We start from the raw sequence: 26,865 nt of genomic DNA, 5'->3' as shown, positions 1-26,865 counted from the left end.
GCGGGCCTCTTCCGTACGGCAGGGGTGTCAGTCCTCGCCGAGGTACGCCTTGCGGACCGACTCGTCGTGGAGCAGGTCCGAGCCGGCGCCGGAGAGGACGATCTTGCCGACCTCCATGACGTGACCCTGGTCCGCGAGGGACAGGGCGGCCTGGGCGTTCTGCTCGACGAGCAGGATCGTGGTGCCCGCCGCCTTGAGCTCGACGATGGTCTCCATGATCTTCTGCATCATGATCGGGGAGAGCCCCATGGAGGGCTCGTCGAGCATGAGCAGCTTGGGCTGGGACATGAGGGCGCGTCCCATGGCGAGCATCTGCTGTTCGCCGCCCGAGAGGGTGCCCGCGGCCTGCTTCCGGCGTTCCCCGAGGATGGGGAAGAGGTCGTAGGCGCGCTGGACGTCCTTCTCGATGCCTGCCTTGTCGTTGCGGAGGTAGGCGCCGAGGAGGAGGTTCTCGGTGATCGTCAGCCGGGGGAAGATGTGGCGACCCTCGGGGGAGTGGGCGATGCCCAGGGAGACGATCTTGTGGGCGGGGATGTTGGCCAGCGGCTGGCCCTCGAAGAGGATGCGGCCGCTGAGCGGCTTGAGCAGTCCGGAGAGGGTGCGCAGGGTGGTGGTCTTGCCCGCGCCGTTGGTGCCGATGAGGGTGACGACCTGGCCGGCGTCGACGGTGAAGGAGATGCCCTTGACCGCTTCGATCTTGCCGTAGGCGACCCGGAGGTCTTCGACCTCTAGCAGTGCGGTCATCGGGTGCCCTCCTCATCGGTGCTGGTGGTGTCGTCGGGCGCGGTGCCGTCGGCCGGTGTGTCGTCGGCCGGCGTGCCGGCGGCGGTCTTCGCCGGGGCCGGTTTGGCCGGGGCCGCGGCTTCGGCGTGGGCCTCGGCGGCTTCGACCTCGGCGACTTCTTCGGCGCCGGGGGCGCCTTCGAAGGGGGTGCCGAGGTAGGCGGCGACGACGCGTTCGTCCGCCTGGACGTCGCCGGGGGTGCCTTCGACGAGCTTCTCGCCCTGGACGAGGCAGGCGACGCGGTCGCAGAGGTTGAAGATGAACCGCATGTCGTGCTCGATGACGAGGACGGCGATGCCCTGGTCCCGGATGGCGAAGATGAGTTCTTCGGTGACGCGGGTTTCCTGGGGGTTCATGCCGGCGGTGGGCTCGTCCAGGAGGAGGAGACCGGGGTCGCTGGCCAGTGCGCGGGCGATTTCCAGCTTGCGCTGGTCTCCGTAGGGGAGGTTGCGCGCGAGGTGGTCGGCCTTGTCCTGGAGGCCGATGAACTCCAGGAGTTCCATGGCGCGTTCGCGGCTGGCGTCTTCGGCCTTGTGGTAGCCGGGGAGGCGCAGGAGGGCCGACCAGAGGCCTTCCTTGGTCCGGGTGTGGCGTCCGACGAGGACGTTTTCCAGGACGGTCATGTTGGCGAAGAGCCGGATGTTCTGGAAGGTGCGGGCGATGCCGGCCTTGGTGACGAGGTGGGGCTTGGGGGGCAGGACCGTGCCCTTGTAGCTGACCTTGCCCTCGGTGGGGATGTAGAGGCCGGTGAGGCAGTTGAAGAAGGTGGTCTTGCCGGCTCCGTTGGGGCCGATGAGACCGACGATCTCGCCGCTGTTGACGGTGAGGTCGACTCCTCGTACGGCGGTGAGTCCGCCGAACCGCATGGTGACGCCGCTGGCGTCGAGGACCGTGGTGGCGGTCGGGGTGGTGGTTTCGGTGGTCATGTGATCACGCCCCCGCCTTCGTGGTGCCGGCGGTCGTCTGGGTGAGTGGGGCGTCCTCGGCCGGTACGTCGAGTTGGCCTGTCTCGTGGAACTCGAGCTGCTTCCTGCGGTCGGCGACGAGGCCTTCGGGGCGGAAGCGCATGAGCAGGATCAGCGCGATGCCGAAGATGAAGAGCTGGTAGTCCTGCATGAACTGGAGCTTGGCCGGGATGAGGTAGAGCAGGGCCGCGCCGACGAGGGGTCCGCTGAGGGTTCCCATGCCGCCGAGGATGACGGCGGCGAGGAGGAAGGCGGAGTTCGGGGGTACGGAGCCGGCGAACTGGTACTGCTCGGGCGTCACGGTGTAGGAGACGTGGGCCTGGACGGTACCGGCGAGGCCGGCGAGGGTGGCGCCGAGGGCGAAGGCGAGCAGCTTGAGCCGGAAGGCGTTGATGCCCATGGCGGTGGCCGCGGTCTCGTCCTCGCGGATGGCGACCCAGGCGCGGCCGATGCGGGATTCTCCGGAGCGTCGGAAGACCAGGACGACGACGGCGGTGAAGACGAGCATCAGCAGGTAGTAGTTGGCCGACCTGCCGAGGGTGAACCCGGCGATGTCGTGGCTGATGCCGAAGTCGAAGCCGAAGAGGTTGAGGTCGGGGATGCTCGGGATGCCCTGGGAGCCGTTGGTGAGGTCCGGGCCGCTGACGCCGTTGAGGGCGTTGACGGTGAGCCGGAAGATCTCTCCGAAGCCGAGGGTGACGATGGCGAGGTAGTCGCCGCGGAGCCGCAGGGTCGGGGCGCCGATGACGACGCCGAAGACGAGTGATGCGGCGGCGCCGGTGAGGACGGCGGCCCAGAAGGGGAACTGGACGCCGACCGGTGAGAGCGGGGATCCGGAGACCAGGGCGGCGGCGTAGGCGCCGACGCCGAGGAAGGCGACGTATCCGAGGTCGAGGAGGCCGGCGAGGCCGACGACGACGTTGAGGCCGAGTGCGACGGTCGCGAAGATGAGGATGTTCGCGCCGATGAGGGCGTACTGCTCGTTCTGCTGGGTGAAGGGGAAGCAGAACGCCGCGACGAGTGCGGCGACCAGGGTGACGTTGCGGTGCTTGGTGGTCAGCCGGGTGACGCGGGCGATGATTCCTGCCCGGGTCAGCGCGGTGAAGCCGAACGCGACGCTGATGATGTAGCCGATGAAGAGCTCGGCGTAGTCGGTGTCGATGCCGTACGTGAAGACGTAGAGGGCGACGCCGAAGGCCGCGGCGATGATGAGGATCTCGGCCCAGTTGGGGAGTTCCTTGGAGCGTTCGGGCGCGGGGGCCCGGAGGCTGTTGACGAAGCGGTTGAGCGGGGTGGGGCGGGTGGTGTCGTCGAGTTCCTGGTCGGCGGTGAGGCCGAGGGAGGCGATGACGGCGATGAGGGCGCCGGCGAGGCTGATCCAGGCGCCGGGTTCCAGGTTGACGACGCCGCCGAGCTTGACGGAGATGGCGCCGACGGCGAAGCCGGTGGTGCCGAGGACGCCGATGGCGGCGAGCCGGACGGAGCTGTTGGTTCCGCCGGGTGTGAGCCAGCCGAGCCCCTTGATCCCGTAGCCCGAGAGGGCGAGCAGGAGGGTGAGGGCGGCGCCGACGAGGGTGAGGACCTGGAGGCCGCCGGGGTAGCCGGTGACGGTCAGGTCGCCGGGGAACTCGGCGGTCCAGGTCCAGGCGAGGAAGGTGCCGACGAGGGCGATGGCCGCGCCCGCGGTGGTGAGGTGGCGGGCCGCGGGCAGCGCGATGAGGGCGCTGTTGGTGGGCGTGGTGTTGGTGGTCATGGTCATCACGCCCGATCCGCGACGCGTTCGCCGAGCAGGCCCTGGGGGCGTACGAGGAGGACGATGATGAGGAGGGCGAAGGCCCATACGTCCTTCCAGGCGCCGCCGCCGAAGAGTTCCATGCCGGGAACTTCGCTCATGTAGCCGGTGGCGAGGGCTTCGGCGACGCCGAGGACGATGCCGCCGAGCATGGCGCCGTAGATGTTGCCGATGCCGCCGAGGACGGCCGCGGTGAAGGCCTTGAGGCCCATGATGAAGCCCATGCGGAAGCCGATCTGGCCGTTCTTGAGCCCGTAGGCGACGGCGGCGACGGCGGCGAACGCGGCACCGATGGCGAAGGCCATGACGATGATGCGGTCGGTGTTGATGCCCATGAGCTTGGCGGTGTCGGGGTCCTGCGAGGTGGCCTGCATGCCGCGGCCGGCCCGGGTCTTGGAGACGAAGAAGCCGAGGGCGAGCATGCACAGGGGGGCCACGACGAGGACGAAGATGTCACCGCGCTGGATGGTGGCGCCGAGGATGTCGAAGGCTTCGCCTTCGAACTGGGGGAAGGAGCGGTCCTTCGTGGCGTTGGGGTACCACATCCATACCGCTTGCTGGAGGGCGAGGGAGAGCCCGATGGCGGTGATGAGTGGTGCCAGGCGTGGGCCGCCGCGCAGGGGCCGGTAGGCGAAGCGTTCGGCGGCCATGCTGATGGCGACGGCGGCTATGACGCCGCCGACGATCATGAGGGGTATCGCAGCGATGAGGGAGAATCCGGACGGAAGCCCGAGGTAGACCGTGAGGGCTCCGAAGCCCCCGATCATGAAGATCTCGCCGTGTGCGAAGTTGATGAGCTGGATGATTCCGTAGACCATCGTGTAACCGATCGCGATGAGACCGTACATCGCGCCGAGGATGAGTCCGTTGGCCAGCTGTTGCGGCAGTTCGTTCACCGCAGGGCCTCCGTGGAGTGGTTCGGATATGGCACCGCGCGGGAGGGCTCGTAGCGCTCCCGCGCGGTCTGGTTGCTTTGTGTGATGGTGGCGGGGGGTGGCTGCCCCGGCCGGTGGTTACTCGACGGTGCTGCTGAGCTTGGAGACCCACTTGCCGCCGGTGACCTGGTAGGCGGTCATCAGGGTGTTGGTGGTGTCGCCGAATTCGTCGAACGAGACGGGGCCGGTGACGCCTTCGAACTTGACCTTGTCCATGGCTTCGAGGACCTTGGCGCGGCCGTCGTCAGCGGGGATCTTGCCGTCGTTCTCGGCGGCGACGATCTTGACGGCCTCGATGATGGCCCAGGTGGCGTCGTAGGTGCCGCCGCCGTAGGCCTCGTAGGCGTCCTTGTATCCGGCGGTCTTGTAGTCCGCGATGAACTTCTTGGCGGACTCGAGCTCCTCGACGGGCTTGCCGACGGAGGTGGCGATGTCGCCCTCGGCCTTCTTGTTGAGGGAGATGAAGTCGGCGCTGTACATGCCGTCGCCGCCCATGAAGGGGAGCTTGATGCTGTCCTTGATCTGCTGGCTCAGGGGGGCGCCGGCGGGGTATTCGCCGCCGTAGTAGACGGCCTTGGCGCCGGAGCTCTTGACCTTGGTGGCGACGGAGTTGAAGTCGCGGTCCTCGGGGTTCACGTGGTCGGTGCCGACGATCTTGCCGCCGAGCTCGGTGAACGTCGCCTTGAAGGAGGCGGCGAGACCGGCGCCATAGGGCTTCTGGTCGTCGATGAGGTAGACGTCCTTGATCTTCGCGGTCTCGAAGAGGTACTTGGCCGCGAAGGCGCCCTGGATCTGGTCGGTGGTGGCGGTGCGGAAGTAGGAAGCGTACGGGCGCTTCTTGTCGCCGGACTTCCAGTTGTTGCCCTGGGTCAGCTCGGTGCCGGTGTTGGCGGGGGAGACCTGGGTCAGCTTGGCGTCGTTGAGCGGCTTCTGCATCGACTGGGCGACGCCGGAGTTCAGCGGGCCGACGACACCGAAGACCTCTTTGGTGTCGATCAGTTTGACTGCGTTCTGCTGGCCGACGGAGGGCTGGGCCTGGTCGTCGAGGGCCTGCAGCTTGAAGGTGATGCCGGGGACGGTCTTGTCCTTGTTGGCCGTTTTCACGGCGAGCTCGGCGGAGTTCTTGATGCCGAGGCCCAGGGCGGACAGGTCGCCGGTCAGGGGGGCGTCGAGGCCGATGACGACCGTCTGGTTGCCTCCGTCGCCGCTGCCGCCGCTGCTGTCGTCACGCGACCCGCAGGCGGTGAGGGTCAGTGCTCCGGTGGTGAGCACTGAGGTGAGTATGAGCAAAGAACGGTGTCGCACGAAAGGTCCTTTCCCTGGCGCGGCCTCCTCTGCGTGAGGTGCCGTGTCGGTCGCCGGGCCGTACTGAGTTGGTACAGGGCCGTGCAGCAGACGCGCCCGGCGGCGCGGTGACTGGCGGTGACTCTAAGCGCAGCCGGGGGCCATCGGGACTGGTCGGCGGCGGATGTGACTCTCTTGTTATGCCCTTGAGCAAGGCTTGAGGTTCCTGTGAGGACATGTGCGGGTTTCGACGGGAGTGCGGAATGACCACATGGTGAGAACGCGCAGCTCTGCTAAGGGGCTTGAGGTGATCTTGGTGCTGACACGGGTCGATGGTCGCGGGGGCGCGGCGAAGTGTCCCGGGTGGTTCGGGCCGGGGTGCGCGGCTGGATCCCGCATTTCCTGCTTGTTACGCAGTGTTACATCGGTGTCCGGGGCCTCGGGGGCGTTGAGGCTGATGTGGCTGTTGAGTGGCTCATGGAACGCGCCGCGGCGTCAAGGGTGTTGACCGAGTGTGGTGGGCAACGCCCTTTCTTTGGTGGGGATATGGCACTGCCCGGCCGGAATGCGCGGGGTGCGATTCCGGCCGGGCAGGTGAGGTCTCCGTGTGAGGTGCGGGGGTTGGTGTGCGGTGGGGTCAGCCGGCTTCGGGCTTCGGGGTGTCGCGGAGGAGGCAGGTGAGGCGTGCGGTGCAGACCCGCTTGTCCTGTTCGTCGGTGATGACGATCTCGTACGTGGCGGTGGAGCGGCCCCGGTGTACGGGGGTGGCGACGCCGGTGACGAGGCCGTTGCGGACGCCTCGGTGGTGGGTGCAGTTCAGGTCGACGCCGACGGCGAGCTTGGCGGTTCCGCCGTGGAGCATGGAGCCGATGGAGCCGAGGGTCTCGGCGAGGACGGCGGAGGCGCCGCCGTGCAGGAGTCCGTAGGGCTGGGTGTTGCCTTCGACGGGCATGGTGCCGACGACGCGGTCGGCGGAGGCCTCGACGATGGTCACGCCCATGCGCTCGCCGAGGTGGCCGGCGGAGAAGAGGGCGGGCAGGTCGACGCCGAGTGCGGCGTATTCGTCGATGACTTCCTGCGGGAAGAGGGGTGCGGTGTGCTCGCCCATGGGTCCGGCTCCGTTCGTCTGCGCTGGTTCGTTGCTGTCTGCACTGTTCTTATCAGACGGCTGAGCGGACGCTTAGTGGGTGGCGGTTTTCAGTCGCTCCGGGTGTTCTCGGAGTCGCTCCGGGGGTTCTCGAAGCGGATGACGACCGACTTGCTGGCCGGGGTGTTGCTGGTGTCGGCCGTGGAGTCGAGGGGGACCAGGACGTTGGTCTCCGGGTAGTAGGCGGCGGCGCAGCCCCGGGCGGTGGGGTAGTGGACGATGCGGAAGCCCTCCGCGCGGCGCTCGACGCCGTCCTTCCACTCGCTGACGAGGTCGGTGTACGCGCCGTCGGCGAGGCCGAGTGCGGCGGCGTCCTCGGGGTTGACCATGACGATGCGGCGGCCGCCCTTGATGCCCCGGTAGCGGTCGTTCAGGCCGTAGATGGTGGTGTTGTACTGGTCGTGGGAGCGCAGGGTCTGCAACAGGAGCCTGCCGTCGGGGAGTTCGGGGTACTCGACGGGTGCGGCGGTGAAGTTGGCGCGGCCGGTGGCGGTGGGGAAGCGGCGTTCGTCGCGGGGGGCGTGGGGGAGGGTGAAGCCGCCGGGGCGGGCGATGCGGGTGTTGAAGTCCTCGAAGCCGGGGACGACGCGGGAGATGCGGTCGCGGATGGTGGCGTAGTCCCGCTCGAACTCCTCCCAGTTCGTACGGGACTCGGCGCCGAGCACCGCCCGTGCGAGGCGGGCGACGATGGCCGGCTCCGAGAGCAGGTGGGGGCTCGCGGGGGTGAGGTTGCCGCGCGAGGCGTGGACCATGCCCATGGAGTCCTCGACGGTGACGAACTGCTTGCCGCCCGTCTGGACGTCCTTGTCGGTGCGGCCGAGCGTCGGCAGGATCAGGGCGCGGGTCCCGGTGACGGCGTGCGAGCGGTTGAGCTTGGTCGAGACGTGGACGGTGAGGCGGGCGCGGCGCATCGCGGCCTCGGTGACGGCGGTGTCGGGGGTGGCGGCGACGAAGTTGCCGCCCATCGCGAAGAAGACCTTCGCCTCGCCGTCGCGCAGGGCCTGGATGGAGCGCACCACGTCCAGGCCGTGATGGCGCGGCGAGGTGATGCCGAATTCCTTGTCGAGGGCGTCGAGGAAGGCCGGTGCGGGCCGTTCGAAGATGCCCATGGTGCGGTCGCCCTGGACGTTGGAGTGGCCGCGCACGGGGCAGACTCCGGCGCCGGGGCGGCCGATGTTTCCGCGCAGCAGAAGGAAGTTGACGACTTCGCGGATGGTGGGCACGGAATGCTTGTGCTGGGTGAGGCCCATCGCCCAGCAGACGATGGTGCGCTTCGAGGCGAGGACCAGGGCGAGGGCCTGTTCGATCTCGGGGCGGGTGAGGCCGGTGGCCGCCAGGGTCCCGTCCCAGTCGGCCGCTTCGGCGGCCTTGGCGAACTCCTCGTAACCGTGGGTGTGTTCGGTGACGAACGCAGTGTCGACGGCGCCCTCGGTGGCGAGGATCAGCTTGTTGAGGAGGCGGAAGAGCGCCTGGTCGCCGCCGATGCGGATCTGGAGGAAGAGGTCGTTGAGGGGGGTGCCCTTGATCATGCCCTGCGGGGTCTGGGGGTTCTTGAACCGCTCCATGCCGGCCTCGGGCAGCGGGTTCACCGAGATGATCTTCGCTCCGGATATCTTGGCCTTCTCCAGGGCGGACAGCATCCGGGGGTGGTTGGTGCCGGGGTTCTGGCCGGCGACGATGATCAGGTCGGCCTGGTGGAGGTCTTCGAGCGAGACGCTGCCCTTGCCGATGCCGATGGTCTCGGTGAGCGCCGAGCCGGACGACTCATGGCACATGTTGGAGCAGTCCGGCAGATTGTTGGTGCCGAACTCGCGGGCGAAGAGCTGGAGCAGGAACGCGGCCTCGTTGCTGGTGCGGCCCGAGGTGTAGAAGAGGGCCTCGTCGGGGGAGCCGAGCGCGGTCAGCTCCTCGGCGATGATCGCGAACGCCCGCTCCCAGGACACCGCCTCGTACCGGTCGGCGCCCTCGGGGAGGTACACCGGGTGGGTGATCCTGCCCTGCTGGCCCAGCCAGTAGCCGCTGCGCCCGGCGAGGTCGGCCAGCGGGTGGGCGGCGAAGAAGTCGGGGGTGACGCGGCGCAGCGTCGCTTCCTCCGCCACGGCCTTCGCGCCGTTCTCGCAGAATTCGGCGGTGTGCCGTTTGTCGCCCTCGGGCCAGGCGCAGCCGGGGCAGTCGAAGCCGTTCTTCTGGTTGACCTTGAGGAGGGTCTGCGCGGTGCGGCGCACGCCCATCTGCTGCTGGGCGATGCGCAGGGAGTGGGCGACGGCGGGCAGTCCGGCGGCGGAGTGCGGGGCCGGGTCGACCTGCGGGGCGTCCTGGACCGGGTCACCGGTCGGCGGCTTGGTGGCCATGTTGCTGCTCCCCTTCGAGCGCTTCTTCCACGTGAGCGACGTGTCGATGTCCTCACCATCGATCCTGTCACGGTCCTTCGGATGTCGTGCCGGTCCGGATTGTCAGTGGTCCGTGGCAGGATCGGGGGCGTGGCTGAGACGGCATCGAAGAAGACGGCAGACAACCGACCGCGCCTGCTCCTCATGGACGGGCACTCCCTGGCGTACCGGGCGTTCTTCGCCCTGCCCGCGGAGAATTTCACGACGGCGGTGGGGCAGCCGACGAACGCCGTGTACGGCTTCATGTCGATGCTGGCGAACACCCTGCGTGACGAGGCGCCCACGCACTTCGCGGTGGCGTTCGACGTGTCCCGCAAGACCTGGCGCGCCCAGGAGTTCCCGGAGTACAAGGCGAACCGCTCCAAGACCCCCGACGAGTTCAAGGGGCAGGTCGAGCTGATCGGCGAGCTGCTGGACGCGATGCACGCGGACCGGTTCGCGGTGGACGGGTTCGAGGCGGACGACGTCATCGCGACGCTGGCGACCCAGGCCGAGGCGGCCGGGTTCGAGGTCCTGATCGTCACCGGCGACCGGGACTCCTTCCAGCTGATCACGGACAACGTGACCGTGCTCTACCCCACCAAGGGCGTCTCCGAGCTGACCCGGTTCACCCCGGAGAAGGTCGTCGAGAAGTACGGGCTCACCCCGCGGCAGTATCCGGACTTCGCCGCCCTGCGCGGCGACCCGTCGGACAACCTCCCGGGCATTCCCGGGGTCGGTGAGAAGACGGCCGCGAAGTGGATCAACCAGTTCGGTTCGTTCGCCGATCTGGTCGAGCGGGCGGACGAGGTCAAGGGCAAGGCCGGGCAGAATTTCCGCGACCACCTGGACGCGGTGAAGATGAACCGGGTGCTGACCGAGATGGTCCGTGACGTGGAGCTCCCGAAGGGCCCGGCCGAGCTGGAGCGCGCTCCGTACGACCGCACGGCGGTCACCGGTGTCCTGGACATACTGGAGATCCGTAACCCGAGCCTGCGCGAGCGGCTGCTGGCCGTCGACCCGGGTGCGGCCGAGGCCGAGCCGCCCGCACCGGCGGCGGGGATCGAGTTGGACGGGGCCGTGCTCGGCTCCGGCGAGGTCGCCCCGTGGCTGGAGGCGCACGGCGCGCAGCCGCTCGGCGTGATGACGGTGGACACCTGGTCGCTGGGGGCCGGCACGGTCACCGAGATCGCGCTCGCCGCCGCCGACGGGGCCGCCGCCTGGCTGGACCCGACGCAGCTGGAGGAGGCCGACGAGCAGGCGTTCGCCGCCTGGGTGTCGGACCCGGCACGGCCGAAGGTCCTGCACAACGCGAAGAACGTGATGCGGGTCCTGCCCGAGCACGGCTGGCGGCTCGAAGGCGTCGCGATGGACACCGCGCTCGCCGCGTATCTGGTGAAGCCGGGCCGCCGCTCCTTCGCCCTGGACGCGCTGGCCGTGGAGTATCTGGGCCGGGAGCTGGCCCCGGCCGCCGCCTCCGACGGGCAGCTGGCCTTCGGCGCGGACGACCGGGCCGAGCAGGACGCCCTGATGGCGCAGGCCCGTGCCGTGCTCGACCTGGGCGACGCGTTCACCACCCGCCTGAAGGAGGTCAACGCCACCGAGCTGCTGCACGACATGGAGCTGCCGACCTCGATCCTGCTGGCCCGCCTGGAGCGGCACGGGATCGCCGCGGACCGGGCCCATCTGGAGGGTATGGAGCAGCAGTTCGCCGGGACCGTGCAGCAGGCGGTGAAGGAGGCGCACGCGGCGGTGGGCCGCGAGTTCAACCTCGGATCGCCCAAGCAGCTCCAGGAGATCCTTTTCGGCGAGCTGGGGCTGCCGAAGACGAAGAAGACCAAGACGGGATACACCACGGACGCGGACGCGCTGGCCTGGCTGGCCGCGCAGACCGAGCACGAGCTGCCCGTCCTGATGCTGCGCCACCGCGAGCAGGCCAAGCTGCGGGTCACCGTCGAGGGCCTGATCAAGACGATCGCCGCCGACGGCCGGATCCACACCACGTTCAACCAGACGGTGGCGGCGACCGGCCGGCTCTCCTCCACCGACCCCAACCTGCAGAACATCCCCGTCCGCACCGACGAGGGCCGGGCGATCCGCCGGGGCTTCGTCGTCGGCGAGGGCTTCGAGACGCTGATGACGGCGGACTACAGCCAGATCGAGCTGCGGGTGATGGCGCACCTCTCCGAGGACGCGGGTCTCCTCGAGGCGTTCGCCTCCGGCGAGGACCTGCACACCACGGTCGCCTCGCAGGTCTTCGGCGTCGAGAAGGACGCGGTCGACGCGGAGATGCGCCGCAAGATCAAGGCCATGTCCTACGGCCTGGCGTACGGTCTCTCCGCGTTCGGCCTCTCCCAGCAGCTGAACATCGACCCCGCCGAGGCCCGGGTGCTGATGGACACCTACTTCGAGCGGTTCGGCGGGGTGCGGGACTATCTCCACCGGGTCGTCGAGGAGGCCAGGGCCACCGGCTACACGGAGACGATCCTGGGCCGCCGCCGTTATCTCCCCGACCTGAACAGCGACAACCGCCAGCGCCGCGAGGCCGCCGAGCGGATGGCGCTCAACGCCCCGATCCAGGGCACCGCCGCGGACATCGTGAAGGTGGCGATGCTGCGGGTGGACAAGGCACTGACCGAGGCGGAGCTGACCTCGCGGATGCTGCTCCAGGTCCACGACGAAATCGTCCTGGAGATCGCGAAGGGCGAGCGGAAGCGGGTGGAGGAGATCCTGCGCCACGAGATGGCCCACGCCGTCGAGCTGCGCGCCCCGCTGGACGTCTCGGTCGGCGTCGGCAAGGACTGGGAGTCGGCCGCGCACTGAGCGAGCCAGGAGGGTGGGCCCGGGACCGCATCGCGGTCGCGGGCCCACCCTCTTCCGTTCGGTTGTGGGCCCGCCCTCTCTCGTTACCGCTCCCGGCCGGCCGGCACTCCCGTACGGGACTCGGGCTCCTGCGGTACGCGCACGGCTCGTCCCGGGCCCCGTGTCCCCCGCCGCCCGCGCAGCAGCCGCATCCACACCCCGTACAGCAGCAGTCCGGCCGCCAGTCCGGCGCCCGCGCCGAAGCAGGCCGTGGGGATGATGTCGAGCGGGCTCTCCACCCGGCCGAAGTGGGCGTACCAGCGGGCGCACCGGTGGACGACGCCGACCAGCACGCACAGGGCCAGCAGGCCGAGCGCGCCCCGCCGTTCCCGGCGGCCGAGCACCGGGACCTCGTCGGGCACGGGGGCCGGGGCGGTGCGCCGCAGCCCGGTGGCGGCGAACCAGCCGATGACGACGAGGGCCAGGGCGGAACTGCCGTACTGGACGAACTGGAACACCGGGAAGCCGCCGACGGTGCGGCTGAGCACCGGCACCAGCTCCGTCCCCCACCGGCTGTGGTGGGTGAACGCGTCCCACACCACATGGGTGGCCGCCCCCAGCGCACCGGAGACGGCGAACCACAGCCAGGCGGACGGCCCGAAGGAGGCGCGCGTCCACCGCTGCCCCCGGACGAAGGCGTGCACCCGGCCCCGGACCCGTACCGGCAACAGCGCCACCAGCGGTTCCCGCAGCAGCGCCCACACCGCCACCAGCACCGCGGCGATGGCCACATTCACCGTGACCACCCCGAGGAAGGTGTGCGTGAACGACCCGAACTCCATCGCCCCGGGGATCACCGTGTCCGCGAAGTAGGTGATGTCGGGTGCGAACGAACCGGCGACGAGCGCCGAGGGGAACAGCGGCCACCGGGCGGTCCCGTCCCGGCGGACCGCCGGGAGCACGGCGGCGGCATGACTGAGCGTGAACGGCATGGCGGCAAGTATGCGGGACCGTCAGGGCACCCGTCCGTGACCGACCGGACAAGGTGCGACCGGGAAGGTGAGAAAACAGTAAGAAGCGGTCAGGGCTCGGTGTCCGGGCGACACAAGTTGCCGTAGGGTCGCTGGAGTCCACGCGCTGGGGAGCGCGAGCAGCCTTCGAGGGGGAGGGACCGGAACGTATGGCAGCGCACATTCGCCGACGTCTGCGCAAGGGGGCCACGACCACCGCGGTGGCGGCAGCCGCCGTGGCGGCGCTCGCGGCCTCGCAGGCGCCCGCAGCGACCCTGGCCGAAGGATCCACCGGCAACGGTGACCCGAAGGCGGCCGGTGAGGACACCGCGAGCGCCGGGGACGACGGCGCCGCGACCGGCAACTCGCCCTACTACACGGACCTTCCGCCCCTGGTCACGCCCGACAAGCCCGGATCGTCCAGCAATCTGCCGACGACCGGGAGTGCGGAAGCGGGCATTCCGGCGTCGATCCTGGCCGCGTACAAGCAGGCCGAGCGGACCGTCGCGACCACCGACCCGAACTGCCGGCTGCCCTGGCAGCTCCTCGCGGCGATCGGCAAGGTCGAGTCCGGCCAGGCCCGCGGCGGACGGGTCGACGCCGACGGCACCACCACGTCCCCGATCCTCGGCCCGGCCCTCAACGGCCAGGGCTTCGCACTGATCAAGGACACCGACGGCGGGGCGTACGACGGCGACGCGGTCCACGACCGCGCGGTCGGCCCGATGCAGTTCATCCCGTCGACCTGGGCGTCCTGGGGTCAGGACGCCAACGGCGACGGCCGCAAGGACCCCAACAACATCTTCGACGCGGCGCTCGCCGCCGGCCGCTACCTCTGCGCCAACGACCGCGATCTGGCCATCGCCGCCGACCTCGACAAGGCCGTGCTGAGCTACAACCGCTCCACGGAGTATCTGCGCACCGTCCGCTCCTGGTTCTCGTACTACCAGCGCGGTACGCACGAGATCCCCGACGGCACCGGAACGCTGCCCACCTCCCCGAGCACCCCCTCCCCGAGCCCGCGTCCGGGCACCAGCACCGGCCCGAGCGGGACCCCGAGCCCGAAGCCCTCCCCGTCCAAGCCGGGCGGAAAGCCGTCTCCCGGCCCCTCGAAGCCCGGCGACGGCTCCACCAGCCCGAAGCCGAAGCCGCCCACGCCCAAGCCGACGCCGCCTGCCGAGACCTTCGGCTCCCTGGAGAACGCGGGCACCGGCCCGCTGCGCGCCACCGCGGGCCAGGAGTTCGACGAGCGGGTCTCCGTCCGTGCCCGCAACGCGCTCGGCGCCCCGCTCGCCAAGGTGCCCGTCACCTTCACCGTCACCGGGAACACCGGCACGCTCTTCGCCGGCGGCAAGAAGACCGTCAAGGTGACGACCGGGGCCGACGGCACCGCCACCGCACCGGCGCTCCAGGCCGGCGAGAAGGCCGGGGAGTTCACGGTCACCGCCGTCGCCGGCGCCGGCCGGCCGCGCACCCTGACCTACGCGGCGACCGTCACCGCCCGCCAGGCCGACGCGATCGCCCGCACCGACGAGAAGGCGCTCGTCGCCGCCCCCGGCGAGAAGTTCGCGAACGCCGTCACCGTCAAGGCCACGTACAAGGACGCCGCCGCGGCCGGAGTGGCCGTCACCGCCACGATGGTCAAGGACCCGCTGGGGCTCTTCGACAACGACAAGGGCCCGTACTTCAAGGACGCGGACGGCAAGCCGGTCCGCACCCTCACCACCCTGACGACGGACGCCGACGGCGTGCTCCGGCTCCCGGAGATCTTCGCCGACGACACCGAGGGCACCTATCTGCTGCGCCTGACCACCGAGGGCGGCGCCTCGGTCGTCATCGAACTCACCGTCCAGGCCCCGGAGGAGACGGACCCGGAGGAGACGGCTCCCGAGGAGCCGGCACCGGGAAAGACGGAAACCCCCGGAGCCTGACCCCTTGGCAGCGCGGTACCGCAGTACCGCACAGCAGTAGCGGACAGCCCCTCGGCCACCCGGCCGAGGGGCTGTCCGCTGTGTTCTCATCTCGCGCCCCGGTTGCTACGGTGCCCCAGCCCTGACGACCCATCAGGTCGCCGTCATCGGATCACAGCCCCCGGGAGGCCGAGCATGCGTGCCCTCGTCGCCGCCGCCATCGGACTGGCCGCCGCCCTCGCGCTCGTGTTCACCATCTCCGCCGTCGGCTCCCCGGCCGGGGAGACCTCGCCCGAACCCCTGCTGACCACCGTCCCGGGCCCGAAGAGATAGCCGCCGCAGAGGGAGAGGTCACCACCATGCGCCGCCGAGCCGGTCTCGTACTCCTGGCCTTCGCCGTGTTCTTCGCCGCCATGTCGCCGCTGATGCGCTGGTACGCCTTCCCGCGCCTGGCCAAGGTCCCGCCGAGCCAGTACCAGGAAGTCGTCCTGGAGGCGTCCCCCGCGACCCTCCTCGACTACACCACCCTCAAGGCGAAGAAGGTCGACAAGGTCACCATCGTCCAGACGCTCAAGGGCAACGTGGAGGAGTCCGAGAAGATCGAACGCAGCGCCGGACGCGACGTCGTCGTCTGGGACGCCCTCTCCTACATCCAGGGCCCCGACGGCAAGATGGTCTCCGAGATCCCCGAGCGCTACATCTTCGACGCCCACACCCAGGCCCCCGTCAACGCCACCGGCGAAATGGTCGACGGCGACCCGGTCCGGCGCGAGGGCATCGAGTTCAAGTGGCCCTTCCTCACCGAGAAACGGGACTACGAGTACTTCGACGCCCAGAGCCGCACCACCGCCCCCATCCACTACAAGGGCACCCGCACCTTCCGCGGCCTGGAGGTCTACTACTTCGAGCAGACCATCCCGTGGACCAAGGTCCCGATGCCCAAGAAGATGCCCATCGAGGGCATCACCGCCGAGCAGATCGCGCAGACCGGCATGACCCGCTGGTACACCACCAAGCGCATGTTCTGGGTCGACCCGGTCACCGGAGCCCCCGTCAACGGCGAGGAGATCCACAAGGAGGAGCTGCGCAACGCCAAGAAGATGGGCATGTCGCAGGACACCGTCACCGCGTTCTCCGGCCATGTGAAGATGCGCGAGGACTACATCGTGGACACCGTCGAGCTGGTCAAGTCCCAGCGCGTCCTGGTCCTCCTGCTCACCTCGTACCTGCCCTGGGGCTTCCTCGGCCTCGGCCTCGGACTGTTCGCGCTCGCCCTGTGGCTGGAGGCGCGTTCCAGGCAGCCGCGGCCGGAGAGTCCTAGGAACCCTGCCGCTTGAGCCGCGCCGAGGTGAACCGCGTCGCCAGTACGGTCGTGGGGTCCTCCGGCCACGGATGCTTCGGGTAGCGGCCGCGCAACTCCGCCCGTACGGCCTTGTACCCCTCCTGCCAGAACGACGCCAGGTCCGCCGTGACGGCCGCGGGCCGCCCGGCGGGGGAGAGGAGGTGGACCAGGACCGGCACCCCGGCCACCCGGGGCGTCTCGCCCAGCCCGAACAGCTCCTGGAGCTTCACCGCCAGCACGGGCTGCTCCCCGCCGTACTCCACCCGGATCCGCGAACCGCTCGGCACCTCGATCCGCTCCGGCGCCAGCTCGTCCAGCCGGGCGCCCTCCCCGGTCGCCCAGGGCAGCAGCCGCCGCAACGCCTGGCCCGCGTCGATCCGCCCCAGATCGGAACGCCGCCGGGCCCGCGACAGCTCCGGCTCCAGCCACGCCCCGGTCTCCGCGAGCAGCGCCCCGTCCGAGACGTCCGGCCACGGCGACCCCAGCACCCGGTGCAGGAACGCCAGCCGCAGCCGCAACTGCTCACTGTCCCGGGTCCACCGCAGCAGCCCCAGCCCTTCCCGCCGCAACCCCTCCACCAGGGCCCCGCGCACCAGCTCCGGATCGGGCTGCTTCAGCGGCCGTACCGCCAGCTCCACCGCTCCCAGCCGGTCCACGGACCTGGCCACCACCGCACCGTCCACCCAGCGGACCTCCTCGCCCCGCACCCGCAGATGCCCGGCCGCCAGCAGCGCGGTGGGCTCGTCGACCACCGCAGCCAGCCGCACCCGCGCCGAGGCCGCGTGGGAGGGCCGGTCCGCGACCGCCACCGCCAGCCAGGGCGCACTGCGCAGCCGCGATCCGTCCCGCAGCTCCGCGCCTGTACCCGACGCCATCAGGAAGGCCCCGTCGCCCCGGGCCCGCGCCACCCGCTCGGGGAAGGCCAGCGCGGCGACGAGCCCCACGACGGCGTCGTCGGTGCGGGTGGCGTCCTTCCCGCCCGACGTGCCGCCGCCCAGCGACGACGACAGCCGGCGCACCTCCTGCTTCCAGCGCGCCGCGTACCCGTCCTGGCCCCGGCGGGCCGTCCGCAGCGCCGCCGCGAGATCGTCCCCGTACTCCCGCGGCGGCTCCTCGCTCAGCAGGGCCACCACCTCCGCGGCCCGCCGCGCCCCGACCTCCCGCGCGCCGTCCAGCAGGGCCCGCGCCAGCCGGGGATGCAGCCCGAGCCGGGACATCCGTACGCCCCGGTCGGTGACCCGGCCCTCGCCGTCCACCGCGCCGATCGCGTCCAGCACCTCCCGCGCCGCGCCCATCGCCCCGGCGGGCGGCGGGTCCAGCAGCGCGAGCGAGGAGGCGCCCGGATCGCCCCAGCACGCCGCCTGGAGCGCGAACGCGGCGAGGTCGGCGACCTTGATCTCCGGCGATGGGAAGCGGGCGAGCCGCCCGTCCTCGGCCTGGTCCCAGCACCGGTACACCGCCCCCGGGGCCTCCCGCCCCGCCCGCCCGGCACGCTGCCGGCCGGCCGCCTGGGACGCCCGTACGGTCGTCAGGGCGCTCAGGCCCCGGGCATGGTCGGTACGGGGTTCGCGCGCGAGACCCGAGTCGACGACGACCCGCACGCCCGGCACCGTCAGGGACGACTCCGCCACCGAGGTCGCCAGCACCACCCGCCGCCCCTCGGAGGAACCGGCCAACACCGCGTCCTGCACGGCGGCCGGAGCCCGCCCGTGCACCTGGAGCACCTCGGCGGCCACCCCGGTGAGCTGCCCGGCCACCCGCGAGATCTCCCCGACGCCGGGCAGGAAGCACAGCACGTCCCCCTCCCGCTCACCGAGCGCCCGCCGCACGGTCCCCGCCACATGCGTCAGCAGCGCCGGATCCACGCGCATCCCGTGCGGCGGCTTCACCGGACGGGCGGGCGGCGCCCAGACCACTTCCACCGGATACGAGACGCCCTCGGCCTCGACCACCGGGGCATCGCCCAGCAGCCGTGCCCAGCCCTCCGCGTCCGTCGTCGCGGACGCCGCCACCAGCCGCAGATCGGGCCGGATCGCCTCGCGTACGTCCAGGAGGAACGCGGCGACCGTGTCCGCGTCCAGATGCCGCTCGTGGCACTCGTCGATGATCACCACGTCGATCCCGGCCAGCTCCTGGTCCCGCTGGAGCCGCTGGAGCAGCACCCCGGTGGTCACGACCTCCACCACGGTCCCCGGGCCCACCACACGCTCGCCGCGCACCGTGAACCCGATCCGGCCGCCCGGCCGCTCGCCCAGCAGCCAGGCCATCCGCCGCGCCGCCGCCCGCGCGGCGATCCGGCGCGGCTCGGCGACCACGACCCGGCGCACCGGTCCCTCCCCGGTCAGTCCGGCCAGCACCAGCGGGACCAGCGTCGTCTTGCCGGTGCCGGGAGGGGCGCACAGGACGGCGACGCCCCGGTCATCCAGCGCGCGCTCCAGGGCGGGCACGGCGGTGCGAACGGGCAGACGGTCCAGGGCTTCGGTACGGATCACGCCCCCAGTGTCGTACGGGCGTCACGCCCCCGGTGTCGTACGGGCGCTTCCGTCCGCGAACGGTCAGTCCCGCTCGCAGACGAAGATCGCCGTGCCCGGGATCAGGTTGCCGCGCAGCGGGGACCAGCCGCCCCACTCCTGGTTGTTCCAGGCGGGCCATTCCGGTTCCACCAGGTCGACCAGCCGGAAACCGCCCGCCACCACGTCCCGGACCCGGTCGCCCAGGGTGCGGTGGTGTTCCACATAGACGGCGTCGCCGTTCTCGTCCTGCTCCACATAGGGGACACGGTCGAAGTAGGAGGCGGCGACCGACAGCCCCTCGGGCCCGGGCTCGTCCGGGAACGCCCAGCGGATCGGGTGGGTCACGGAGAACACCCAGCGCCCGCCGGGCCGCAGCACCCGCCGGACCTCGCGGAAGACCTGGACGGGGTCGGCGACGAACGGGACCGCCCCGTACGCGGAGCAGGCCAGGTCGAAGGAGCCGTCCCGGAACGGGAGCCGGCCCGCGTCCGCCTCGACCAGCGGGAGGTCCTCGCCGATCCGCAGGGCGTGCTGGAGCTGGCGGTGCGAGAGGTCGAGCGCGACCGGGCGGGCGCCCTGGCCGGCCAGCCACCGCGAGCATTGGGCGGCCCCGGCCCCGATCTCCAGGACGTCGAGGCCCTTGAGGGAGGAGGCGGGCCCCAGCAGGGCGGCCTCCGCCTCGTCCAGCCCTTCCGGACCCCAGACGAAGCGGTCGTCCCCCAGGAAACCGCCGTGGTCCGACTGGTACTCGTCCGCGTTCCGGTCCCACCAGCCGCGGCTGGCCCGGCTGCTCTCCGCCTCGTCCGCCGCGCGGCGGGTGGCTTCCGGTTCGATGGGTTCCGCGGATTCTGTGGGTTCTGCGGAGTAGGTCCCGTGGATCTCTTGGCTCATCGTGCCCGTCGTTGTAGTTTGCCTTCACCCGCCGCTCGCGGTACGTACCAGAGGGCGTACCCCGGGGGTACGGACGCGTGTCCGCGGCGCCGTGCCGTAGTGTTCTCGGGCCGATGTGGCCTCGGAGAACACGAGTTGTGCCGGGTTTGGGGTGATGTGCCCCGGGTGTGCGCCTTCGCGCATTGACCCTGTCCGGCTGCCCCCGTATGCTACAAGTTGCGCTGCGAGCCTGCGCGCCTCAGACCTAGCAGGCCGCGCTCGCGTCTGTTGCATGTCCCCTCGGTTGTCGAGGCGTCTCTCCGGAAACGGATGGCGCTTTCCAGGCTGTCCGGCTTCTGCAGAGGCGATACGGGCTTTCGGCGTAGCAGTACCTACGACTCTCTGTCCGTACCGGAGCCCTTTCCCACATGACGAGCAGCACCGAGACCACCGCCACCACTCCGCAGGTTGCGGTCAACGACATCGGCGACGCGGACGCGTTCCTCGCGGCGATCGACGAGACGATCAAGTACTTCAACGACGGCGACATCGTTGACGGAGTCATCGTCAAGGTTGACCGGGACGAAGTTCTCCTCGACATCGGTTACAAGACCGAAGGTGTCATCCCGAGCCGCGAGCTCTCGATCAAGCACGACGTCGACCCGAACGAGGTCGTCAAGGTCGGCGACGAGATCGAGGCCCTGGTTCTCCAGAAGGAGGACAAGGAAGGCCGCCTGATTCTCTCGAAGAAGCGCGCTCAGTACGAGCGTGCTTGGGGCACCATCGAGAAGATCAAGGAAGAGGACGGCATCGTCACCGGTACCGTCATCGAGGTCGTCAAGGGTGGTCTCATCCTCGACATCGGCCTCCGTGGCTTCCTCCCGGCGTCGCTCGTCGAGATGCGTCGTGTCCGCGACCTCCAGCCCTACGTGGGCAAGGAGCTCGAGGCCAAGATCATCGAGCTGGACAAGAACCGCAACAACGTGGTCCTGTCCCGCCGCGCCTGGCTCGAGCAGACCCAGTCCGAGGTTCGCCAGACGTTCCTCACGACCCTGCAGAAGGGTCAGGTCCGCTCCGGCGTCGTCTCCTCGATCGTCAACTTCGGTGCCTTCGTGGACCTGGGTGGCGTCGACGGTCTCGTGCACGTCTCCGAGCTGTCCTGGAAGCACATCGACCACCCCTCCGAGGTTGTCGAGGTCGGCCAGGAAGTCACCGTCGAGGTCCTCGACGTCGACATGGACCGCGAGCGCGTCTCCCTGTCGCTCAAGGCGACGCAGGAAGACCCGTGGCAGCAGTTCGCCCGGACGCACCAGATCGGTCAGGTCGTCCCGGGTAAGGTCACCAAGCTCGTTCCCTTCGGTGCGTTCGTGCGCGTCGACGAGGGCATCGAGGGTCTGGTCCACATCTCCGAGCTGGCCGAGCGCCACGTGGAGATCCCGGAGCAGGTCGTCCAGGTCAACGACGAGATCTTCGTCAAGGTCATCGACATCGACCTCGAGCGCCGTCGCATCAGCCTCTCGCTGAAGCAGGCCAACGAGTCCTTCGGTGGCGACCCGGCCTCGGTCGAGTTCGACCCGACCCTGTACGGCATGGCCGCGTCGTACGACGACCAGGGCAACTACATCTACCCCGAGGGCTTCGACCCCGAGACCAACGACTGGCTCGAGGGCTTCGAGGCGCAGCGCGAGGTCTGGGAGACCCAGTACGCCGAGGCGCAGTCGCGCTTCGAGCAGCACCAGGCCCAGGTCATCAAGTCCCGCGAGGCCGACGAGGCTGCTGCGGCCGAGGGCGCTGCTGCCCCGGCCGGCGCTGCTCCGGCCGCCTCCGGCGGCAGCGGTGGCGGTGGCGGTGGCGGCGGCGGTTCGTACTCCTCGGAGTCGGCGGACAACTCCGGCGCCCTGGCGTCGGACGAGGCCCTTGCCGCGCTGCGCGAGAAGCTCGCGGGCGGCCAGAGCTGACGCTCTGACCCCGGCGGCTCATCGGCTGCAGTAGCTGTAGAGCGTTGAGTGAGGCCCGTTCCCTTCGGGGGGCGGGCCTCACTCGCATGTTCAGCCCGTCATGGCGTCACGGCGATGTTGGTCAGCCCCTTGCCGCCGGTGACGGTGTTGCTCGCGTACACGGTGGTGCGGCAATCGGAGCTGTCGTTGGTGACGTTGATGGCGAGCTGCTTGTCGCCGGTGGCCCCGGAGAGGTCCGAGGAGTTGTCGCGGAAGACGGTGCCGCAGCCCCAGCCGCTCTGCTGGGTGTGGGTCTCGTAGCCGTTGTTGGTGGTGCGGGACCCCTTGTTGCCCTCGACCAGGACGTTGTTGCCCTTCACATCGACCCAGGAGTCGTCGTAGTTGGCGCCCGTCAGCCCGTGGCCGTCGAAGGTGTTGCCGATGATCCTCGCGCCGGTCGTGCCTTCCTTGATGTCGATGGACTCGCCGCCGACGTCGGGGCCGATGGTGTTGTTCAGGATCTGCGCGTTGTCGCTGCGGTCGGAGAGATCGCCGGCCGAACCGACGTACACGCCCTCGCCCATGCCGCGTCCGTTCTGCCCGGTGTCGTAGATCCGGGAGTTCTTCAGGACGCCGTCCTTGCTGGACCGACGGAAGTGGACGCCCTCCATGTCCAGGTCGTGCACGGTGACCGAGTCGATCACGACACCGTTCGCCGCGTCGGCCATGATGCCCTTCTGGCCGCCCTGGATCGTGACCCCCTGGACCGTCCAGTACGAGGCGCCGTTCAGGTGCAGCCCATAGCCACCGCCCGCTGTCAGGACGGCCCTGCTGGAGCCGGTGAGGGTGATCCGCGCCCCGGAGGTGCCGGGCCGGGTGGCCTTGAAGTTCCCGGTGTACGTGCCGTCGGCGAGCCGGATCGTGTCACCGGGGGAGACGGCGGTGAGCGCCGACTTGAGCTGGGCGGCGGTGCTGACCTCGATGACCGCGGCGTTCGCGGGTCCGGCGCCGGCCAGGGTGAGACCACCGGAGGCCAGGGCGGCGGCGAGCAGAACGGTGAGGGGGGAGCGGGTGCGCATGGGGGGTGCCTTCCCGTCGGAGGGGTCCAGATCGTTCCCGTACATGAATGTGGTACGCGTGTCTGAACGTGTTGCCCAGTGACGGTAGGGACGACGCCGGGGCGCGTCAAGGTCTGGACCAGGATCGGCGGGCGACGCCGGACCCGGTGAAACGCTCGCGCGGCGCGGGCAACTGATGGGCCGTGACCCGCGCGCGCCGGGGAAAGGTGCGGGCACGGGGAATGCTCGTGCCGACGCTCGTGTTCTTCCCTAGGAACACGAGGAGGAGCGGTAACCGTGCCTGATCCGCAGAGTTTGTACGAATGGGAGCCGAAGGGCCTGGCCGTCGTCGACATGGCGCTGGCGCAGGAGTCGGCCGGCCTGGTCATGCTCTACCACTTCGACGGCTACATCGACGCGGGCGAGACCGGCGAGCAGATCGTCGACGGCCTGCTGGAGACGCTGCCCCACCAGGTCGTCGCGCGCTTCGACCACGACCGGCTCGTCGACTACCGCGCACGGCGTCCCCTGCTCACCTTCCGGCGCGACCGCTGGACGTCCTTCGAGGCCCCGACCCTGGAGGTCCGGGTGGTCCAGGACGCCACCGGAGCGCCCTTCCTGCTGCTGTCGGGCCCGGAGCCGGACGTGGAGTGGGAGCGGTTCGCCGCCGCCGTCGAGCAGATCGTCGAGCGCCTCGGCGTCCGGCTCGCGGTGAACTTCCACGGCATCCCGATGGGCGTCCCGCACACCCGCCCCGTCGGCATCACCCCGCACGGCAACCGCACCGACCTGATGCCGGGCCACCGCAGCCCCTTCGACGAGGCCCAGGTGCCCGGTTCCGCCGAGGCTCTCGTGGAATACCGGCTGATGGAGTCCGGCCACGACGTCCTCGGCGTCGCCACGCACGTACCGCATTACGTCGCCCGGTCCTCCTACCCGGACGCGGCGCTGACCGCGCTGGAGGCCATCACGGCCGCGACCGGTCTGGTGCTGCCCGCCCTCGCGCACTCCCTGCGCACCGAGGCGCACCGCACCCAGACCGAGATCGACCGGCAGATCGGCCAGGGCGACGAGGAGCTCGTCTCCCTCGTCGAGGGCCTTGAGCACCAGTACGACGCCGTCGCCGGGTCCGAGACGCGCGGCAACCTCGTCGCCGAGCCGGTCGATCTGCCGTCCGCCGACGAGATCGGCCGGGAGTTCGAGCGCTTCCTCGCCGAGCGGGAGGGCGAGGGCTGAGCGCCCCCGCCGGGCCCGTAGGCTGCGGCCCATGCTGAAAGTGGGCCTGACCGGCGGCATCGGCGCCGGCAAGAGCGAAGTGTCGCGGCTGCTCGTCGAGTGCGGCGCCGTCCTGATCGACTCCGACCGGATCGCCCGCGAGGTCGTCGAGCCCGGTACGCCCGGACTCGCGGCCGTCGTCGAGGAGTTCGGGCCGGACGTCCTGACCGCCGAAGGCACCCTGGACCGTCCGGCGCTCGGCGCGCTCGTCTTCGCCGACGCCGAACGGCTGGCCGCGCTCAACGCGATCGTCCACCCCCTGGTCGGCGCCCGCGCGGCCGAGCTGGAACGGGCGGCCCCCGAGGACGCCGTCGTGGTCCACGACGTCCCCCTCCTCACCGAGAACGGGCTCGCCCCTTTCTACGACCTGGTCGTGGTCGTCGACGCCTCCGTGGAGACCCAGCTCCACCGGCTCGTGACGCTGCGCGGGATGACCGAGGCCGACGCCCGTGCCAGGATGGCCGCCCAGGCGACCCGCGAACAGCGCCGGGCGGTTGCCGACCTGATCGTGGACAACGACGGGCCGTTGGAGGCGCTGGAACCGCAGGTCCGCACGGTCTGGGACGAGTTGGTCCGCAGGGCTGCCGCCCGCTGAGCGCGCGTACGGGGACACCCCGGCCGGACGTGGCGGAATACCGGCTCCGGGGCGGGCGTTGGAACCCGCGAGGGAAGGGAAGGACACGACCGTGCCCGAGAGGAATCCGGAGACCCACGTCATCGACTTCCGTGCGGCCGAGCAGCTGCTCGACGCCCGGGACCCCCGAGGTGCCGTCAAGCTCCTCGACTCGGTGATCGCCGCACATCCGGAGAACACCGCCGCCCGGCTGCTCCGGGCCCGCGCCTTCTTCGCCGCCGCCCAACTGCGCCCCGCCGAGCTGGAATTCGAGCTGGTGCTGGAGCGCGAGCCGGACAACGCGTTCGCCCACTTCGCCCTGGCCCGCACCTTCGAACGGGCCGGCCGCCCCGAGCAGGCGACCCGGCACTTCCGGCTGGCGGCGGCGCTCGACCCGAAGCCGGAGTACCTCCGCGCCGCGAAGTTCGACGAGCAGGCCTGAGGCCTCCAGCCAGGCCCGAGGCCTCCAGCCAGTCCTGAGGCCTCCAGCCAGTCCTGAGGCCTCCAGGGGGGGGCAGGGGGAGTCAGCGGGGTCCGGTGGAGGGGCCCGCCCGTCCACCGCCCTTCCAGCCGCTGTCCGGGCCCGGCCCCGGCCGGCGTGGACGTCCGTCGCCGTGGTCCGGTTCGTACGGCGGGACATCACGGCCCGGCTGGAAGTGCGGGCCCTGGCGCATGCGGTACGTGACCACGCAGAAGTCCACCACCGCGAGCAGCAGCACCACCGCGCAGGCCGCCGCCCAGCCCGGCCGTCCGGTCAGGGAGAACGCCACCAGGCCGAAGAGGGCCCAGAGCATCCCCCACAGACTCAGCCAGAGCCGCATCCGCAGCGGACTGCGGGCGGTCGCGGGTTCACTGCCGGTACGCATGGCGATCACCTCACTCACCAGCATGGACCCACCCGGCGGCGGACGGAACAGGAGGCGGGGGCGGGGAACCGTGCCCGGCGGCGGCTCGTTCGTCCGGCATGGGCGAATCACTGGTACGCGAGGGGTACGCGGGGACCGGCCCCGGAGCCATCACGCCGGACGGGTGCGCGGTGGAGCTGTATCGCCGGCTGGCCGTCGGCGAGGAGCCGGACGTGATCGCGGGCGTGGCCCCGGCCGGGGCGAGCATCCTCGAACTGGGCTGCGGGGCGGGCCGGGTGACGCACCCGCTGGTGCGGCGCGGGTTCCGTGTGACGGCGGTGGACGAGTCGCCCGAGATGCTGGAGACCATCGTCGGGGCACGCACGGTGCGGAGCCCCATCGAGTCGCTGGACCTGGGCGACGAGCGGTTCGACGTGGTGCTGCTCGGCTCGTTCCTGGTCCACGCGGGCGAGCACCGGGTGCGCGACGGGATGCTGCGCGTCTGCCGGACCCATGTGCGGGACGACGGGATCGTCCTCGTCCAGCGCGAGGGCGTGGCGCACCGCTCGGAGCTGCCGTGGGAGCGGACCGACCCGTCGGGCGGCCTGGTCCGGATCGTCTCCGTGGATCCGGTGGGCGACGGCGTGCGTTCCGTGCGCGCGGAGTATCACTTCGACGACGCGCGATGGACGCAGACCTTCCGGTCGCGGGAGCTGTCCGACGAGGACCTGGCCGGGTATCTCGCGGCGGCCGGCCTGAGGGTGGACCGCACCCTCACCGACGACGGCACCTGGCTGCTGGCCCGCCCCGCGCTCTGACGTCCGTACGCGAAGCCATGACCGCGGACGATCAGTGCACGAAGCTGTAGCTGCGCCACGGGCCGCTGCCCGGCGCCGTCACATCGCTGAACCTGGTCGCCACATACGTCGTCCCGCCGCCGGTGCAGTCACGTGTGCGGTACAGGATGATGTCGACGAGCGTCCCGTTCTCCACCTCGTGGGCTCCCGCCGGGGCGATCCGGTGGCAGCCGCGTACCGACGGGCTGTTCACCTGCACCACCGCTTCGCGTTCCGTCGTGTACGTCACCGGGCCCACGGCGGTGCGGCCGAGCCCGGAGCAGCCCGAGACGGCGAGAGCGAGGAGCGTGACTCCGGCGGCGATCCCGAGGCGGCGTCGGCGGTGAACGGTGGCGGTCACGGACATGGGCGGGTCCTCGTCTGCTCGTCCGGTGCTCGTCCGGCGAATCGGTACGTCGGGAAGACGTGCTGGCGCTGGCCACCCTGCCCGCCCGGGGTCGCCCCGGCATCCGGTGCGCGCCCGACCGGGCGAGTCGCCGTTCGGCGGGGGTTCACCGTGCGCCCAAATGGGGCATAAATGAGTAAAAGGTGTTATGCGGGTGCGTTGAGTGTCCGCTT

At 70.7% G+C, this 26,865-nt stretch carries 22 protein-coding genes; 9 read left to right on the top strand and 13 right to left on the bottom strand.

Annotation, left to right across the window (positions count from 1 at the left end; translation table 11 throughout):
• Positions 1-27 precede the first annotated feature (27 nt).
• The 7 genes from ACIQPT_RS17850 to ACIQPT_RS17820 all read right to left on the bottom strand — a co-directional run bounded on the left by ACIQPT_RS17850 (position 28) and on the right by ACIQPT_RS17820 (position 9,257).
• Positions 28-744 (bottom strand): ABC transporter ATP-binding protein, encoded by a 717-nt coding sequence (locus ACIQPT_RS17850; protein WP_401156826.1) that lies wholly within the window; start codon positions 742-744, stop codon positions 28-30.
• Entirely contained in the window at positions 741-1,709 is a 969-nt protein-coding gene (locus tag ACIQPT_RS17845; RefSeq protein ID WP_401156825.1) for an ABC transporter ATP-binding protein, read from the bottom strand. The genes ACIQPT_RS17850 and ACIQPT_RS17845 overlap by 4 nt, the downstream gene beginning before the upstream one ends.
• Before the next feature lie 4 nt (positions 1,710-1,713).
• Positions 1,714-3,507 carry a branched-chain amino acid ABC transporter permease gene (locus ACIQPT_RS17840; RefSeq protein WP_401156824.1) on the bottom strand — a complete coding sequence of 598 codons (1,794 nt, stop codon included), beginning with the start codon at positions 3,505-3,507 and terminating at the stop codon, positions 1,714-1,716.
• Positions 3,507-4,436 carry a branched-chain amino acid ABC transporter permease gene (locus tag ACIQPT_RS17835; RefSeq protein ID WP_359621799.1) on the bottom strand — a complete coding sequence of 310 codons (930 nt, stop codon included), beginning with the start codon at positions 4,434-4,436 and terminating at the stop codon, positions 3,507-3,509. The genes ACIQPT_RS17840 and ACIQPT_RS17835 overlap by 1 nt, the downstream gene beginning before the upstream one ends.
• Before the next feature lie 117 nt (positions 4,437-4,553).
• Positions 4,554-5,765: a branched-chain amino acid ABC transporter substrate-binding protein gene (locus tag ACIQPT_RS17830; protein ID WP_401156944.1), complete on the bottom strand. Its 1,212-nt coding sequence runs from the start codon at positions 5,763-5,765 to the stop codon at positions 4,554-4,556.
• A gap of 631 nt (positions 5,766-6,396) precedes the next feature.
• Complete coding sequence (locus ACIQPT_RS17825; RefSeq protein WP_401156823.1) at positions 6,397-6,867, bottom strand: PaaI family thioesterase; 471 nt, start codon at positions 6,865-6,867, stop codon at positions 6,397-6,399.
• Positions 6,868-6,956: 89 nt separating this feature from the next.
• Positions 6,957-9,257, bottom strand: a complete 2,301-nt coding sequence (locus tag ACIQPT_RS17820) for an FdhF/YdeP family oxidoreductase (RefSeq protein ID WP_401156822.1) — start codon at positions 9,255-9,257, stop codon at positions 6,957-6,959.
• A 129-nt stretch (positions 9,258-9,386) separates the two neighbouring features.
• On the opposite strand from ACIQPT_RS17820, the gene polA reads away from it, so the two are divergent.
• Positions 9,387-12,098 (top strand): DNA polymerase I, encoded by a 2,712-nt coding sequence (polA, locus tag ACIQPT_RS17815; RefSeq protein ID WP_401156821.1) that lies wholly within the window; start codon positions 9,387-9,389, stop codon positions 12,096-12,098.
• 83 nt (positions 12,099-12,181) lie between these two features.
• Here polA and ACIQPT_RS17810 read toward each other — a convergent pair whose 3' ends face one another.
• Positions 12,182-13,069, bottom strand: a complete 888-nt coding sequence (locus ACIQPT_RS17810) for a DUF4184 family protein (RefSeq protein ID WP_401156820.1) — start codon at positions 13,067-13,069, stop codon at positions 12,182-12,184.
• 188 nt (positions 13,070-13,257) lie between these two features.
• Between ACIQPT_RS17810 and ACIQPT_RS17805 the strand changes: the two genes are divergently transcribed.
• From ACIQPT_RS17805 to ACIQPT_RS17795, 3 genes are all read left to right on the top strand, one after another.
• Positions 13,258-15,018 carry a lytic murein transglycosylase gene (locus ACIQPT_RS17805; RefSeq protein WP_401156819.1) on the top strand — a complete coding sequence of 587 codons (1,761 nt, stop codon included), beginning with the start codon at positions 13,258-13,260 and terminating at the stop codon, positions 15,016-15,018.
• A gap of 174 nt (positions 15,019-15,192) precedes the next feature.
• On the top strand, positions 15,193-15,330 hold the full coding sequence (locus ACIQPT_RS17800) for an SPW_0924 family protein (RefSeq protein WP_106973016.1): 138 nt from the start codon (positions 15,193-15,195) through the stop codon (positions 15,328-15,330).
• 26 nt (positions 15,331-15,356) lie between these two features.
• The gene (locus ACIQPT_RS17795) at positions 15,357-16,334 is read left to right on the top strand and encodes a DUF3068 domain-containing protein (protein ID WP_401156818.1); all 978 of its coding nucleotides are present in this window, start codon (positions 15,357-15,359) and stop codon (positions 16,332-16,334) included.
• On the opposite strand, the gene hrpB is transcribed toward ACIQPT_RS17795, so the two are convergent.
• Together hrpB and ACIQPT_RS17785 are read right to left on the bottom strand one after the other, a co-directional pair.
• Positions 16,315-18,831 (bottom strand): ATP-dependent helicase HrpB, encoded by a 2,517-nt coding sequence (gene hrpB / locus ACIQPT_RS17790; protein ID WP_401156817.1) that lies wholly within the window; start codon positions 18,829-18,831, stop codon positions 16,315-16,317. The genes ACIQPT_RS17795 and hrpB overlap by 20 nt on opposite strands.
• Positions 18,832-18,894: 63 nt before the next feature.
• Positions 18,895-19,743, bottom strand: a complete 849-nt coding sequence (locus ACIQPT_RS17785; RefSeq protein ID WP_401156816.1) for a class I SAM-dependent methyltransferase — start codon at positions 19,741-19,743, stop codon at positions 18,895-18,897.
• A gap of 407 nt (positions 19,744-20,150) precedes the next feature.
• Between ACIQPT_RS17785 and rpsA the strand changes: the two genes are divergently transcribed.
• Positions 20,151-21,680, top strand: coding sequence for a 30S ribosomal protein S1 (gene rpsA, locus ACIQPT_RS17780; protein WP_401156815.1), 1,530 nt, complete (start codon positions 20,151-20,153; stop codon positions 21,678-21,680).
• A 98-nt stretch (positions 21,681-21,778) separates the two neighbouring features.
• On the opposite strand, the gene ACIQPT_RS17775 is transcribed toward rpsA, so the two are convergent.
• A complete protein-coding gene (locus ACIQPT_RS17775; RefSeq protein ID WP_401156814.1) occupies positions 21,779-22,738 on the bottom strand; it encodes a right-handed parallel beta-helix repeat-containing protein in 960 nt (319 codons plus the stop codon).
• A 276-nt stretch (positions 22,739-23,014) separates the two neighbouring features.
• Between ACIQPT_RS17775 and ACIQPT_RS17770 the strand changes: the two genes are divergently transcribed.
• From ACIQPT_RS17770 to ACIQPT_RS17760, 3 genes are all read left to right on the top strand, one after another.
• Positions 23,015-23,953 carry a PAC2 family protein gene (locus ACIQPT_RS17770; RefSeq protein WP_030627562.1) on the top strand — a complete coding sequence of 313 codons (939 nt, stop codon included), beginning with the start codon at positions 23,015-23,017 and terminating at the stop codon, positions 23,951-23,953.
• A 31-nt stretch (positions 23,954-23,984) separates the two neighbouring features.
• Positions 23,985-24,587, top strand: coding sequence for a dephospho-CoA kinase (coaE, locus tag ACIQPT_RS17765; RefSeq protein ID WP_401156813.1), 603 nt, complete (start codon positions 23,985-23,987; stop codon positions 24,585-24,587).
• A gap of 91 nt (positions 24,588-24,678) precedes the next feature.
• Positions 24,679-25,047, top strand: a complete 369-nt coding sequence (locus ACIQPT_RS17760; protein WP_401156812.1) for a tetratricopeptide repeat protein — start codon at positions 24,679-24,681, stop codon at positions 25,045-25,047.
• An 82-nt stretch (positions 25,048-25,129) separates the two neighbouring features.
• Here the strand turns inward: ACIQPT_RS17760 and ACIQPT_RS17755 are convergent, their stop codons facing one another.
• Positions 25,130-25,495, bottom strand: a complete 366-nt coding sequence (locus ACIQPT_RS17755) for a DUF6343 family protein (protein WP_401156811.1) — start codon at positions 25,493-25,495, stop codon at positions 25,130-25,132.
• Between the two features lie 74 nt (positions 25,496-25,569).
• Between ACIQPT_RS17755 and ACIQPT_RS17750 the strand changes: the two genes are divergently transcribed.
• Positions 25,570-26,268 (top strand): class I SAM-dependent methyltransferase, encoded by a 699-nt coding sequence (locus ACIQPT_RS17750; protein ID WP_401156810.1) that lies wholly within the window; start codon positions 25,570-25,572, stop codon positions 26,266-26,268.
• Positions 26,269-26,299: 31 nt separating this feature from the next.
• Here ACIQPT_RS17750 and ACIQPT_RS17745 read toward each other — a convergent pair whose 3' ends face one another.
• Positions 26,300-26,653 (bottom strand): hypothetical protein, encoded by a 354-nt coding sequence (locus ACIQPT_RS17745; protein ID WP_401156809.1) that lies wholly within the window; start codon positions 26,651-26,653, stop codon positions 26,300-26,302.
• Positions 26,654-26,865: the final 212 nt, after the last annotated feature.

The organism is Streptomyces sp. NPDC091289, from assembly GCF_044757365.1.
GTDB lineage: Bacteria > Actinomycetota > Actinomycetes > Streptomycetales > Streptomycetaceae > Streptomyces.
The sequence above is the reverse complement of the archived record's forward strand: the minus strand, read 5'-3'. Positions and strand labels throughout refer to the sequence as shown.